The organism is Aurantimonas manganoxydans SI85-9A1, from assembly GCF_000153465.1.
In the GTDB taxonomy this organism is placed as follows: Bacteria; Pseudomonadota; Alphaproteobacteria; order Rhizobiales; family Rhizobiaceae; genus Aurantimonas; species Aurantimonas manganoxydans.
In genome coordinates this window covers 993,513-1,007,147 of the sequence record NZ_CH672387.1, presented here as the reverse complement: position 1 = coordinate 1,007,147, position 13,635 = coordinate 993,513, and the positions used below count along the sequence as shown (strand labels likewise).

Genomic DNA, 13,635 nt, shown 5'->3' with positions numbered 1-13,635 from the left:
ATGGAGGTCTCCTGTCGCATGTCTACCAGCGCCTCTCAAAGCGGCGTCGCAGAAGGATCGCCGTGATGTTCATGACCGCCAGGAACGCCAGGAGGATCATGATTGCCCCCGACGTCCGCTCGACGAAGGCGCGCTCGGCCTCGTTGGCCCACATGAAGATCTGCACCGGCAGCGCCGTGGACGCGTCCATCGGCGAGGACGGATAATCCGCCACGAAGGCGACCATGCCGATCAGCAGCAGCGGCGCCGTCTCCCCCAGCGCCTGGGCCAGCCCGATGATCGTGCCCGTCAGGATGCCCGGCATGGCCAGCGGCAGGACGTGCTGGAACACCATCTGCATCTTCGAAGCGCCGAGCCCCAGCGCCGCCGAGCGGATCGACGGCGGCACCGCCTTCAGCGCCGCGCGCGTCGCGATGATGATCGTCGGCAGGGTCATCAGCGTCAGCACCAGGCCGCCGACCAGCGCCGCCGAACGCGGCAGGCCGAACCAGTTGATGAACACCGCCAGGCCCAGAAGGCCGAACACGATCGAGGGCACCGCCGCCAGATTGTTGATATTCACCTCGATCAGGTCGGTGAAGCGGTTCTTCGGCGCGAACTCCTCCAGATAGATCGACGCCGCCACGCCGATCGGCAGTGCCAGGACGAGCACGATGCCCATCATGTAGAGCGAGCCGACGATTGCCACGCCAACGCCGGCCGTCTCGGCCCGGCTCGACGCGCCGAAGGTGAACAGGCCCCAGTTGAAGCGCTTCTCAATGGCGCCGCTTTCCTGCAGCCGGTCGATCCAGCCGAGCTGCCGGTCGCTGATCGGACGGCGTCCCTCCGCCACGGTGAGATCGTACTGGCCCTTCAGCGCGCTATCGAGTTCCGAGCCGGCATAGAGCCAGATGTCCTGCGTCGTGCCGATGATCGACGGATCGTTCAGCACCATGTCGCGCAGCTGCACCCGGACGCCCGAGGAGATCAGCTTGCCGACCTCCTTGACCGCGGCCCGGTCCTCGGCGTCGACGCCGAGCATCTGCACCAGCCCGTCGCGGGCCAGCGTCGGATAATTGGCCATCATCAGCTTGGTCGGATTGTCGAGCGCGTCCTGACGGCTGCCGATCACCTCCTCGGAGAAGGTCACGGGCACCTGGATCTCGGTCTGCCAGAAGGCGGTGTAGCCCTTCGACACGACGCTCCACAGCAGCGCCACCAGGAAGAACAGGCCGATGGCGATGGCCACGATGCCGTAGATCTTGAAGCGGCGTTCGGCACGGTAGCGGCGCTTGATGCCGATGTCGCGGCGTCCGGGCGCGGCGGTGCCGTCGCGCACGCCGTTGGCTGTCGCGTCGGTCATTCGTACTGCTCCCGGTACTTGCGGACGATGTAGAGGGCGAAGATGTTGAGGCACAGGGTGATGACGAACAGCGTCATGCCCAGCGCGAAGGCGACCAGCGTCTGCGGCGAGGTGAATTCCAGATCGCCGGTCAGCTGGTTGACGATCTTGACGGTGACGGTGGTCATCGCCTCGAACGGATCGAGGGTGAGATTGGCGGCAACGCCCGCCGCCAGCACCACGATCATCGTCTCGCCGATGGCCCGCGAGGCGGTCAGGAGCAGCGCCGAGACGATGCCCGGCAACGCGGCGGGCATGATCACCCGCTTGATCGTCTCAGAGCGGGTCGCGCCGAGGCCGAGCGAGCCGTCGCGCAGGCTGCGCGGCACCGAGGTGATGATGTCGTCCGACAGCGAGGAGACGAAGGGGATCAGCATGATGCCCATCACCAGCCCGGCGGTCAGCACGCTCTGGGCCTGGATGAAGCTCGTATACTCGCCGGTCACCAGCCCCGCCAGCTGGCCGGACAGGTCGCGCAGGAACGGGCCGACCGTCACCAGGGCGAAGAAGCCGTAGACGATGGTCGGGATGCCGGCCAGCACCTCCAGCAGCGGCTTGACCACCGAGCGCGTCGTGCGGGTGGCGTATTCGGCCATGTAGATCGCGGCATAGAGGCCGACCGGCACCGCCACCGCCATCGCCACGCCGGCGATGTAGAGCGTGCCGGCCAGAAGCGGGATCAGGCCGAACTGGCCTTCCGCCCCGCCGGACCCGGCCGCCGCGAAGCGCGGCTCCCAGACCGTGCCGAAGAAGAAATTCGCCGGCGACACCCGCGAGAAGAAGTCGATCGTCTCGAACAGCATCGAGAAGACGATGCCGGCGGTGGTCAGGATGGCGATGGAGGAGCAGACGATCAGGCCGTTGCGGACCACCGCCTCGACCCCGTTACGGGCCCGCAGGCGCACCGCGATCGAACGGTAGGCCCAGGCGGCGCCAGCCAGCGCCAGCACCAGCACGACGACCGTCATCGCCGTATGGCTGATCGCCTCCAGGCGATTGCGCTGGATCGCCAGCGGGATCATGAAGTCGGCGCTCGACGAGGCGACCGGCATGCCGCGCGCTTCCAGAAGCGGCTTCAGCGTCGCGATCTGCGAGCTTGCCGAAATCGTCGCGCGCTCGTCATCGGGCAGAAGACGCAGGCCGGCGCCGATGGATTCGACCATGCCGTAGGCCAGATCCTCGGTCAGTCCCGTCTCGGCCAGCACGCCCTCGGGAAACTCGCTGCGGATCTCCGTCGCGATGAGGACGGGCGCGGCGAGCAGCCAGGCGGCGAGGACGAACAGCGACGGCACCAGCGTCCAGGAAAGGGCGTAGGAGCCGTGATAGACCGGACGCGAATGGAGCTTGCGTCCCGCCTCGGCGGCCAGCGACTTCGACCGCCGGTATCCGAGATAGAAGGCGGCTGCGCCGATCAGCAGCAGGATCAGGACGAGGGTGGAGGTCGGCATGCATGTCTCCCGCCAGTGACGGCTGCGCCGCCGATGAGGTCGGCGTCGAGGTGAAGGCTGCGAAGCGCGGCGCGAACCGGGCGGTCTCGTCGGTGGCCGTCTCGGACCGGATGAAGCCGCCGGTGCCGTAGAGGACCGGCGGCTTCGATGCTGTCATGCGCCGCGGCGCACGGGTCGGCGGTATCAGCCTTCGACGCTCATCGTGTCGCCGGCTTCGAACGTCGAGCGCTGCTCCTCGCGCTCGGCCTCCGGCGCCGGAACCAGGCCGTACTCGACCAGCGGGCTGTCCGGGCCGGTCATCTGGTCGGACAGGAAGAACTGCACATACTCGCTGAGGCCCGGTACGACGCCGATGTGAGCCTTCTTGACGTAGAAGTAGAGCGGCCGGGAGACTGGGTACTCGCCCGAGGCGATGGCGTCGGCGGACGGCACGATGTCGTTGATCGTGGCGACCTTCAGCTTGTCCTGGTTCTGCTCGTAGAAGGCGAGACCGAACACGCCGATGGCCTGCTTGTCGGCGTCGATGCGCGACAGGGTCTCGGTGTAGTCGCCCGAGATCTCGGAGACGGTGTTGTCGTTGCGGATCTGGAGGCACTGGTCCTCGGCCGCATCCTCGTCCATGCCGGACGCGGTGAAGGCCTCGATGGCGCCGGAGGCTTCGCAGCCGGCCGCCAGGACCTTCTCCTCGAAGACTTCACGGGTGCCGTGGTTCGACGCCGGGATGAAGGCGGTGATCTTCTGGTCCGGCAGCGACGCGTCGATCTCCGACCAGTTGCCGTACGGGTTGTCGACGACCTTGCCGTCCTGAACGATCTTGGCGGCCATCGCCTTGAAGACCATTTCCGGGGTCAGGGCGAAGTCCGGGCCGGCGGCGTCCGAGGCGAAGACGATGCCGTCATAGCCGAACCGGACTTCCTGCACGTCGGTCACGCCGGCGTCGGCACAGGCCTTGAGTTCGCTCGGGCGGATCGCCCGCGAGGCGTTGGCGACGTCGATGGTGTCGGGGCCGACGCCCTGGCAGAACTGCTTCAGGCCGGCCGAGGAACCGCCGGACTCGACGATCGGAGTCGGGAAATCGGGGAAGACCTCGCCGAAATTCTCGGCGACGATCTGGGCGTAGGGAAGAACCGTGGAGGAACCGGCGACCTGGACCTGTTCGTTCGACTGCGCGGCGGCCTGACCGGTCAGTGCCAGGGCGGTACCGAGCGCGAGGCTGGCAATGAGCTTCTTGTTCACGGGTGCGTCTCCTCAAGGAGTTTCGTTTCGAACCGAGCGCTGTTGGGCCACCCTGTCTGGCAGCTGCTGCTCGCCGACACGTCTAGCGGCGCTGGAAGAAGTCTATATGACAGTCGGATTGCACCTTTATGACAGCGCAAGCCGCTGTTTTCTATACCTCTTCTCTGGGATCGCCGGATTCGACCTGCGGCAACGGCAGCCGGGCCGTGAACACCGAGCCTTTTCCGATGGTCGACTCGACCAGGAGTCGCCCGCGATGGCGCAGGAGGATGTTGCGGGTGATCGACAGGCCGAGGCCGGTGCCCCGCTTGGCGCGCGAGCGGCCCGGATCGACGCGGTAGAAGCGTTCGGTCAGCCGCGGCACGTGCTCGGCCGGAATGCCGGGACCGAAATCGCGCACCGCCGCGTCGACGAAGCTCTCGCCCGCCTCGACCGTCCGCGTCAGGCTGATCTCCACGCGCTTGCCGGTCTCGCCGTATTTGCAGGCGTTCTCGACCAGATTGGAAAACACCTGCATCAGCTCGTCCTCGTCGCCGGGGATCGCCACCGGCTCGTCCGGCACGTCCAGCGACAGTTCGACATCCAGCTGCGCGGCCAGCGGCGCCAGCTGGCTCTCCACCTTGCGCAGGATCGCCCCCAGATCGACACGGGTCGAGATCGGCACATGCCGCTTCATCTCGATCCGCGACAGCGACAGGAGGTCGTCGATCAGCCGCGACATGCGGGTCGCCTGCTCGCGCATGATGCCGAGGAATTTCTCGCGCGCCGCCGGGTCGTCCTTGGCCGGCCCCAGCAGCGTCTCGATGAAACCCGACAGCGAGGCCAGCGGCGTGCGCAATTCGTGGCTGGCATTGGCGACGAAATCGGTGCGCATCCGTTCGATGCGCAGCTCGGCGGTCCGGTCGCTGAACCTTATCAGGAAGAAATGCGGCCGCTCGCCCTGATAGGGCGGAATCGGCAGGATCTCGATCTGCCAGACCCGCTCGACCGGGCGCCGCTCCTCGATCGTCACCCTGCCCGGCTGGTTGTCGCGCAGCACCGCCTCGACCGTCGCCAGGAATTCCGGCGAGCGGAAGCGCAGCGACAGCGCGTCGCCCAGCGCCATGTTGCCGAAACCGATCAGCGAGGCGGGATTGCGGTAGCGCAGCAGCATCTGGCGGTCGATGATGAAGGCCGGCTGCTGCAACGCCTCGACCACCGCCTTGACGCCGCGGCCCGGCCAGGTCGTGTCGGCGCGTTCGCTGGCCGTCACCGCTCGTCCGCGCCGATCGACCCGCTGCGGCACGTAGAGCACCGCCATGAGAAATAGGAAAACCGCCACACATCCGGGTGCGGCCTGCGGCACGAACCAGCCCAGCCCGCCGAGCCCGATCAGCGCCGCCAGCGCCACGGACCGGGCCCGCACGCCAGAGGGGCCGGTGGATGCGGTCTCCGGCTCGCCGGGTTCAAGCGGGCTCAAGCGGGCACCCTGCGGGCTGGAATCGGATAGCGGCGGGACGAATGCGACATCCGTCCTTCCTAGCGCAGAATTGTCCAAGATCGATGACGCCGGTTGGCGCCCGGCGCGGTTCGCGAGCGCGCGGCGGCGGCGCTAGTCGATGGCCTGGACACGGAACCCGTAGACGTTCAGGTCGCCCGCCCCGGCGCCGATCTGCGGATCGATGACCAGCTGCGCGGCGCCCATGGCGCCTTCCGGCACCGCCATGTCGAAGACGAAGGTCTCCTCCGCGGCGCTCACCTGGAAGCGTTGGCGTCCGCAGACCGTTTCGCCGGCGAACAGGCAGCTCACGCTGAACTCGCGCCCCTGGTCGTCGGGCGATCCGACGGCCAGTTCGCCGCGGGCCCGGCTGCCGGCGATCTGCTCGACGATCCCGGCGCCGATGACCAGGCTGACCTCCGACCCGTCGCCATCGGCCGGCGCGGCGATCTGCACGGCCATCCGGCCGCCCGATCCCGCCACCGCGCTGGCGCGCGCGCCGCCCTCGGCCGCGATCTTCTCCAGGTCGGTGCCGGCGAAGACGTCGATCCAGTTGTCCGGTGACGGACCGCCGGTCAGCGCCGGGTCCTCGCCGGCCGACTGGATCGTCTCGGCGATGGTCGGCCCATCCTCGCTGGCGACCGGCGCCGGCGTGGTGGAGAACAGCGGCAGCACGACCCAGGCCGCCGCGGCGATCAGCAGCAGCAACAGGACGACGATGACCGCGCCGATCAGCTTGTTGCTGGCCTCGCTGAACGGACGGCCGCGCTTCGGCTTGTGGTCGGGCGACCAGCGGTCGCGTACCGGCTTGGTCGATGTCGCGGCGCCGGGCTTGGCGGCCTTCGCATCGACCTTGGCCGGGGGCACCTTGGCGGCCGGCGTCTTTGCGAAAGTCGCCTTTGCGGCGGGCGTCGGTGACGTGGGCGCCGCCTCGGCGGTGCGCGTCGCACCAGCCACCGGCGCGGCGGTGTACGGCGTTTCGCCCGCCTGCGTCTCGTCGTCGGGGGTCGGCATCGCGTCCGGTGTTTCCGCCGGGCGCGGTGGCGTCGCGGGCGCGGCGACCTCCGGCTCGGCCGATGCCGTCGCGTCGCCGTCCCCGGACACCGCATCGTCCCCATAGCCGCCCGGCGCCGGATATTCCGCCTCGATCGCCTCGATCGCGCTGATCAGCGCCTGGCGCTTGCGATCGGCTTCCGCCTCGTCGCTGTGCTGCGCCGACTGCACGCGGAGAATGGCGCGTTCGGCCGCTTCGTAGACCACGAGGCGAAAATCCGGATCGGCGGCATTCCCCTTCTGCAGCGCGCGTCTGACGCTCTGTTCGATCGCGCTGGCCAAGGACGGTCACTCCACTTGCAAAGAGCCCCTCGGCGCCTTGCGCGCGATGGGAAGAGACAGGGCGACACTAATCGGCGCCCCTGCGGCGTTCAATCCCGTGCCTGCCGGCAGCATAAGCATCGCCGTCTGGACCGAGGCTGACGCGGCGACCGGCGAACCGGGCCGGCGCCCCTGCCCTTGCCCGCCCATTCTGGTATGGAGAGCGCGTTGCCGCGTTCGGCGCGGCTGAGATGTCAAAGGAGAAGCGCCATGTCACTCGAAGGCAAGGTCGCGATCGTCACCGGTGGCGCCAAGGGGATCGGCCAGGCCATCGCCCGCCGCTTCCTGCAGGACGGCGCCCGGGTGATCATCGCCGATGTCGACGAGCGGGCCGGCCTCGCTGCCGCGGCCGAACTGAAGGAACTGGGCGAGATCCGCTCGGTGGTCTGCAACGTCGCCGACCGGCTGCATGTCCACAATCTCGTCGCCACCGCCCTCGACGATTTCGGCGACGTGGACATCCTGGTCAACAATGCCGGCATCGTTCACAAGGCCGACTTCCTCGATCTGGAAGAGGAAGCCTTCGACAGGGTGCTGAACGTCAATCTGAAGGGCGCCTTCCTGTGCGGCCAGGCTGTGGCGCGGCATCTGGTGCAGAAGGTCAAGGATGGCGGCGAGGCGGGATCGATCGTCAACATGTCGTCGGTCAACGCCGTCTTCGCTCTGCCCGACCAGGTCGGCTATTCGGTCTCCAAGGGCGGCATGAACCAGCTCACCAAGGTGATGGCCCAGTCGCTGGCGCCCTACGGCATCCGCGTCAACGCCATCGGACCGGGCTCGATCATGACCGACATGCTGCGCTCGGTCGTCGCCGACAAGGACGCCACGGCGCGCATCCTGTCGCGCACCCCGATGGGCCGCATCGGCGAGCCGTCGGAGATCGCCGCGCTGGCCGCCTTCCTCGCCTCCGCCGAGGCCAGCTACGTCACCGGCCAGACGCTCTATGCCGATGGCGGCCGCCTCGGCCTCAACTACACCGTCGCGCCGCCCGAGCCCGACTGAGCGCAGGGCGGCAGGCCGCCCGGCCGCCGTCCCGCCTCCCGAAACATTCCCACAAACGAAAGCGGCGCCGGATCACTCCGGCGCCGCTTTGACATGTCCCGAAGCCTGTGCGGCCGCGGGCGATCTCAGTTCTGGCTGCCGTCGTCTTCGTCGGTGTCCGTGCTCTGCATCGAGGAGAGCTTGGCGAACACTGCCGCCGCGTCGAGCTCGCCCTCCTCGCGGTCTTCGCGCGAGCGGTCCCAGTTCTGGGTCTGCGAGGCCGACAGCAGGCGCTCTTCCTCGGCGATCTCCTCGGGGCGGATGATACCGCGCGAGGCCTTCTCGACTTCCAGGTCGAGATTGATCTGCGTGCACAGGCCCAGCGTCACCGGGTCCATCGGCTGCAGATTGGCCGAGTTCCAGTGGCTGCGGTCGCGGATCTGCTGGATCGTGTTCTTGGTCGTGCCGACCAGGTTCGAGATCTGCGAATCCTTCAGCTCCGGATGGTTGCGCACCAGCCATAGAATCGCGTTCGGGCGGTCCTGGCGCTTCGACACCGGCGTGTAGCGCGGCGCCTTGCGCTTGGCCTCGGGCACCCGCACCTTCGGCGCGGCGAGCTTCAGCTTGCGGTTCGGATCCTTCTCCGCCGCCTCGATCTCCTCGCGCGACAGCTGGCCGGTCATGATCGGGTCGAGACCCTTGATGCCCTGGGCCGATTCGCCGTCGGCGATCGCCTTCACCTCGAGATGGTGCAGCGTGCAGAAATCCGCGATCTGTTCGAAGGACAGCGAAGTGTTGTCGACCAGCCAGACGGCGGTCGCTTTTGGCATCAATAATTGCTGTGCCACGATACAATCCTCCTAAGTGCCTGCCCCGGAAAGGGCCGGCCGTGGATACTCACCACATGTACGGGAATTCGGGCGCCCTTATAGGCCGTTAGCCATATTGGTGCAAGGAAATCGCCGGATTTCCCGTCGCGGCGGCCCGGCAGGGGCCGCCGCGACGCGCTCAGCTCTCCAGATGGCGCGTCGTCAGGATGATCTTGCCGATGTGATCCTCGTCCATGTGGCGATGCGCATCGGCGGCCTTTTCCAGCGGATAGACCTCGTCGATCAGCGGCTTCACCGTCCCCGCTTCCAGGAGCGGCACCACCTGCTCGGTGAGTTCGGAGGCGATCACCGCCTTGAAGCTGACCGGCCGGTTGCGCAGGGTCGAGCCGGTGAAGGTCAGCCGCTTGCGCATCAGCGGCGTCAGGTCGATCTGCGTCTTCGGCCCCTTCAGGAAGGCGATCTGCACGATCCGCCCGTCCTCGGCAGCCAGCTGCAGATTGCGCGGCGTGTACTCGCCGCCGACCATGTCGAGGATCACGTCGACGCCCTTGCCATCGGTCTTCTCGCGCAGCCCCTCGACGAAATCCTGCGTGCGGTAGTTGATGCAGGCCTCGGCGCCGAGGGATTCGGCCGCGCGGCACTTGTCGTCGCTGCCCGCCGTGGCGAACACCCGCGCCCCGAAATGCTTCGCCAGCTGGATCGCCGTCGTGCCGATGCCCGACGTGCCGCCATGGACGAGGAAGCTCTCGCCCGCCGTCAGCCTGGCCCGCTGGAAGACGTTGTGCCAGACGGTGAAATAGGTCTCCGGCACGCCGGCCGCCTCGATCATCGACAGCGATGTCGGCACCGGGATCGCGTTCACCTCGGCCACGGTGGCGTATTCGGCATAGCCGCCGCCCGGCACCAGCGCCATCACCCGGTCACCCACGGCAAAGCGGCTGGCGCCTTCGCCCAGTGCCGCGACGGTGCCGGCGATCTCCAGGCCCGGCCAGTCCGGCGCGTCGGCCGGCGCCGGATACATCCCCTGGCGCTGCATCACGTCCGGGCGGTTCACCCCGGCCGCGGCCACCGCCACCAGCACCTCGCCGGCGGCCGGCTTCGGCACCGGCCGCGTGCCGGGCTTCAGCACCTCGGGGCCGCCGAATCCGTCGAGAAGGGCCGCCTGCATGTCCTGGGGTATCGTCATGGTCTGCGTGATCTCCGTGTTGGCCGTCGCCTCGAAACGTAGAGAAATTCCTACGAAAGCGAACCACCGTTAAGCCCTGAGTAAGGTTTCCGGGGTTTAACTGAGATCAGTCCAGATTGAAGGAACGCCGGATTGATGGATAGACGGAGCGGTTTCCGCCCCGTTTGACGCCTCCCTGTTGAAAACTCCTGAAGGGCCGCTCACGCGGCCCCTTTTTTTGACGGACCGGCGGAACCGTCCCGCCCCTGCCGCGCTTGCTTAACAGCAATTAACCTTATCCGGCGCCCTCGCTTGCAAAGCCTTGGTAACGGACGCACCCTGTTCTCGTTCGACGATCGCGCCCTGTTCGCGGTCCGACCGATTCTGGCAGTGCGAAAAGGTGTCCGCGATGGGGAGTGAATTCGGCCCGATGACGATCCAATCAAACGGCACATCGGACGGCGACCGCACGATCCGGCTCGCCGAGCATCTGGCCTTCTCGCGCTCCTTCCAGCCGCTGTTCAATCAGGGCATGGCCCTGGTCGACGAGACGGCGATCTATCTCGACGGCGCCGGCCGGGTCGAGGCGAAGGCGCTGTCCAAGCACGGCACCACGCTCTACGCCGCCGAATCCATGCGCCTGACCACCCGGCTGATGCAGGTCGCCTCCTGGCTGCTGCTCCAGCGCGCCGCCAATCAGGGCGACATGTCGCGCGCCCAGGTCGAGGCCGAGAAGGTCAAGGTCCGTCTGGAAGGTCTCGGCAGCGCCAAGGATTCGCCGAATTACGGCGAACTGCCGGAAGCCTTCCGCGATCTCGTCGAACGCGCCCTCATGCTGGAACGCCGCATCGCCATGCTGGATCGCGAGATCTACGGCGAGAACGCTGCCGAGCCGGAGCACGCCGCGCGCAACCCCGTCGGCGAACAGATCGACCTTCTGAAGACCGCCTTCCACGGCTGATCGCCACCGCGGTCGGCGAACGCCGATCGCCTCATCTGCGGGTCCACGGCCCGCTCTCGAGCGACGCAGGCGACGGTGTGTTCGCCGCCAAGCCGCAACCGCCCTCGCCTCCTTGCGTTCGCTCCCCACCCCTTCCAGCGAACCCAGGAGACAACGCGATGCGCGTAATCCAGCTCAGCAAGCCCGGCGGCCTCGACCAGTTGCAACTCGTCGAGCGCGACGCACCGGGCGCGCCCGGCCCCGGTGAAATCCGCGTCCGCATCCGCGCCAGTTCCCTCAATTTCCACGATTACGGCGTCGTCAGCGGCCGCATGCCGACCGAGGACGGCCGGATCCCGATGTCCGACGGCGCCGGCACCGTGGAGGCCGTCGGCGACGGCGTCAGCGAGTTTACCGTTGGCGACCATGTCGTCTCGACCTTCTTCCCGTTGTGGCTCGACGGCGAACCGCCGGTGGCCGACTTCAAGACCACGCCCGGCGACGGCGTCGACGGCTATGCCCGCGAGGAGGTCGTGCGTCCCGCCACCTGGTTCACCCATGCCCCGAAGGGTTTCAGCCACGCCGAAGCCGCCACCCTGACCACCGCCGGCCTCACCGCCTGGCGCGCTCTCGTCGTCGATGGCGGCATCAAGGCCGGCGACACCGTGCTGGTTCTGGGCACCGGTGGCGTCTCGATCTTCGCGCTGCAATTCGCGCGGCTGATGGGCGCCCGCGTCATCGCCACCTCCTCCTCTGACGAGAAGCTGGAACGGCTGCGCGAGATGGGCGCTGACCACACCATCAACTACAAGCGCGACGAAACTTGGGGAAAGACCGTCCTCGACCTCACCGAGGGCCGCGGCGTCGACCACGTCATCGAGGTCGGCGGTCCGGGCACATTGCCGCAGTCGATCACCGCCTGTCGGATCGGCGGCCACATCGCCCTCATCGGCGTCCTCACCGGTCGCGCCGGCGAGGTGCCGACCGCCGCCCTGATGGCGAAACACCAGCGCCTGCAGGGGCTCATCGTCGGCAGCCGGCGGCACCAGATGGACTTGGTCCGCGCCATCGACGCCATCGGCATGAAGCCGGTCATCGACCGCAGCTTCGCGCTGGAGGACATCGCCGACGCCTTCCGCCACGAGGAATCGGGCGCGCATTTCGGCAAGATCTGCCTGGAATTCTAGGCACCGATCGGCACAGCCGGGCGGCGCGGTTTTGCACCGCCCGGCACGTTAGACTTTGGTCTCATCTTGCGACCCGGCGCGGCCGACGCAGCGTTTCCCGCCATCGTGATCGCGGCCCCGCATCGCTGCGCGCAGGTCCCAGCGGACCCCGCCCTGGCGCATCCGAACCTGCCTCTTCCGTAAACGTAAATCGCACGCAACCCCCTGCAAACCATCGGCTGGCGGCTGTTCCACCTGCTGCAGCGCCGTTGCACCCTGTGGCTGGCCCGCGATTGGCCGGCCCCGCCCGGCGCGCTGCCTTCCTCACATGAGTGGCTGCTCAAGACGACTGGCTTCTGCCTTGATTGACGTGGAGTTTTTAATCGGCAATCTTGCACGCGCTGGGAGGCAACAGGTCATTCCGAGTGAATTCATAAGGGAGGAGTAGATAATGCTGCGCCGCAATAACAACGTTGAGAGCCTGTCCAAGTCGAATGACGGCGTTTCTCGCCGCAAGTTCCTGAGGGGTGGCGTCGTTGCTGCGGGAGCGGCTGCCGGCACTCTCGCTGCACCGGCCGTGCTGGCCCAGTCGCCGCTGGTCGTGAAGATGCAGACGTCCTGGCCGGCCTCGGACATCTGGATGGATTTCGCCCGGCAATATGTCGAGCGCGTCGAGACCATGTCTGGCGGCCGCCTCAAGATCGATCTCTTGCCGGCCGGCGCCGTCGTCGCCGCCTTCCAGGTGATGGACGCGGTCAATGACGGCGTCATCGATGCCGCCCATTCGGTGTCGGCCTACTGGTACGGCAAGAACAAGGCCGCCTCGCTGTTCGGCACCGGCCCGGTCTTCGGCGGCAATCCGACCACCATGCTGTCGTGGTTCTACCAGGGCGGCGGCAGCGAGCTCTACAAGGAGCTGACCCAGGACGTCATGGGCCTGAACGTCATCGGCATGATGGGCTTCCCGATGCCGGCACAGCCCTTCGGCTGGTTCAAGGAGCCGGTCAACTCGGTCGCCGACATCAACGGCTTCAAGTACCGCACCGTAGGTCTGGCCGCCGATCTGATGCAGTCCATGGGCATGAGCGTCGCCCAGCTTCCGGGCGGTGAAATCGTCCCGGCGATGGAGCGCGGCGTCATCGACGCCTTCGAGTTCAACAACCCCTCCTCCGACCGTCGCTTCGGTGCGCAGGACGTGGCCAAGAACTACTATCTCGGCTCCTACCACCAGGCGAGCGAGGCCTTCGAGTTCCTGTTCAACAAGGACTTCATGGAGGATCTCGACGACGACCTGCGGGCGATCATGGAATACAGCGTCGAGGCAGCCTCCACGGCCAACACCGCGCTCGCCCTCAACGAATATTCCAAGGACCTGCAGGAACTGCAGGACGTCGACGGGGTGACGGTCCGCCAGACCCCGCCGGAGATCCTGGAAGCCCAGCTGGAGGCCTGGAAGGAGCTGATCGTCGGGCTCGAGGAAGACACCTTCTTCAAGAAGATCCTCGACAGCCAGCGCGAATGGGTCGAGCGCGTCTCCTATTACGAGCTGCTCAACTCGCCGGATTACCGTCTGGCCTACAACTTCTTCTTCCCGGGCAAGCTGCCGAGCTGACGCCGGCTGCGTCGAAGAACGGAAT

General features: G+C 67.3%; 12 protein-coding genes. 5 read left to right on the top strand and 7 right to left on the bottom strand.

The features are described from left to right. Window positions 1-22: 22 nt before the first annotated feature. Both pstA and pstC read right to left on the bottom strand, forming a co-directional pair. On the bottom strand, window positions 23-1,342 hold the full coding sequence (pstA, locus tag SI859A1_RS04770; RefSeq protein ID WP_009208713.1) for a phosphate ABC transporter permease PstA: 1,320 nt from the start codon (window positions 1,340-1,342) through the stop codon (window positions 23-25). Beyond that, entirely contained in the window at window positions 1,339-2,829 is a 1,491-nt protein-coding gene (gene pstC / locus SI859A1_RS04765) for a phosphate ABC transporter permease subunit PstC (protein ID WP_009208712.1), read from the bottom strand. Before pstC ends, pstA begins: the two co-directional genes overlap by 4 nt. A gap of 2 nt (window positions 2,830-2,831) precedes the next feature. Between pstC and SI859A1_RS22250 the strand changes: the two genes are divergently transcribed. Beyond that, window positions 2,832-2,960, top strand: coding sequence for a hypothetical protein (locus SI859A1_RS22250; RefSeq protein ID WP_276324886.1), 129 nt, complete (start codon window positions 2,832-2,834; stop codon window positions 2,958-2,960). A 52-nt stretch (window positions 2,961-3,012) separates the two neighbouring features. On the opposite strand, the gene SI859A1_RS04760 is transcribed toward SI859A1_RS22250, so the two are convergent. From SI859A1_RS04760 to SI859A1_RS21585, 3 genes are all read right to left on the bottom strand, one after another. Beyond that, window positions 3,013-4,065, bottom strand: coding sequence for a PstS family phosphate ABC transporter substrate-binding protein (locus SI859A1_RS04760; protein WP_009208711.1), 1,053 nt, complete (start codon window positions 4,063-4,065; stop codon window positions 3,013-3,015). 151 nt (window positions 4,066-4,216) lie between these two features. Beyond that, a complete protein-coding gene (locus SI859A1_RS04755; protein WP_148233734.1) occupies window positions 4,217-5,524 on the bottom strand; it encodes an ATP-binding protein in 1,308 nt (435 codons plus the stop codon). A gap of 132 nt (window positions 5,525-5,656) precedes the next feature. Continuing rightward, window positions 5,657-6,877 (bottom strand): hypothetical protein, encoded by a 1,221-nt coding sequence (locus SI859A1_RS21585; RefSeq protein WP_040325277.1) that lies wholly within the window; start codon window positions 6,875-6,877, stop codon window positions 5,657-5,659. A gap of 249 nt (window positions 6,878-7,126) precedes the next feature. On the opposite strand from SI859A1_RS21585, the gene SI859A1_RS04745 reads away from it, so the two are divergent. After that, window positions 7,127-7,918 (top strand): SDR family NAD(P)-dependent oxidoreductase, encoded by a 792-nt coding sequence (locus SI859A1_RS04745; protein WP_040325275.1) that lies wholly within the window; start codon window positions 7,127-7,129, stop codon window positions 7,916-7,918. Window positions 7,919-8,043: 125 nt separating this feature from the next. On the opposite strand, the gene SI859A1_RS04740 is transcribed toward SI859A1_RS04745, so the two are convergent. Beyond that, window positions 8,044-8,745, bottom strand: coding sequence for a DUF1013 domain-containing protein (locus tag SI859A1_RS04740; protein WP_009208707.1), 702 nt, complete (start codon window positions 8,743-8,745; stop codon window positions 8,044-8,046). Between the two features lie 160 nt (window positions 8,746-8,905). After that, window positions 8,906-9,913 (bottom strand): NAD(P)H-quinone oxidoreductase, encoded by a 1,008-nt coding sequence (locus SI859A1_RS04735; RefSeq protein WP_009208706.1) that lies wholly within the window; start codon window positions 9,911-9,913, stop codon window positions 8,906-8,908. Between the two features lie 409 nt (window positions 9,914-10,322). Between SI859A1_RS04735 and rcdA the strand changes: the two genes are divergently transcribed. The 3 genes from rcdA (at window position 10,323) to SI859A1_RS04720 (ending at window position 13,610) form a co-directional block, all read left to right on the top strand. After that, complete coding sequence (gene rcdA / locus SI859A1_RS04730) at window positions 10,323-10,853, top strand: protease adaptor protein RcdA (protein ID WP_024348885.1); 531 nt, start codon at window positions 10,323-10,325, stop codon at window positions 10,851-10,853. 158 nt (window positions 10,854-11,011) lie between these two features. Next, window positions 11,012-12,019, top strand: a complete 1,008-nt coding sequence (locus SI859A1_RS04725) for a zinc-dependent alcohol dehydrogenase family protein (RefSeq protein ID WP_009208704.1) — start codon at window positions 11,012-11,014, stop codon at window positions 12,017-12,019. Window positions 12,020-12,449: 430 nt separating this feature from the next. Continuing rightward, a complete protein-coding gene (locus tag SI859A1_RS04720) occupies window positions 12,450-13,610 on the top strand; it encodes a TRAP transporter substrate-binding protein (protein WP_009208702.1) in 1,161 nt (386 codons plus the stop codon). The last annotated feature ends 25 nt before the right edge of the window (window positions 13,611-13,635 follow it).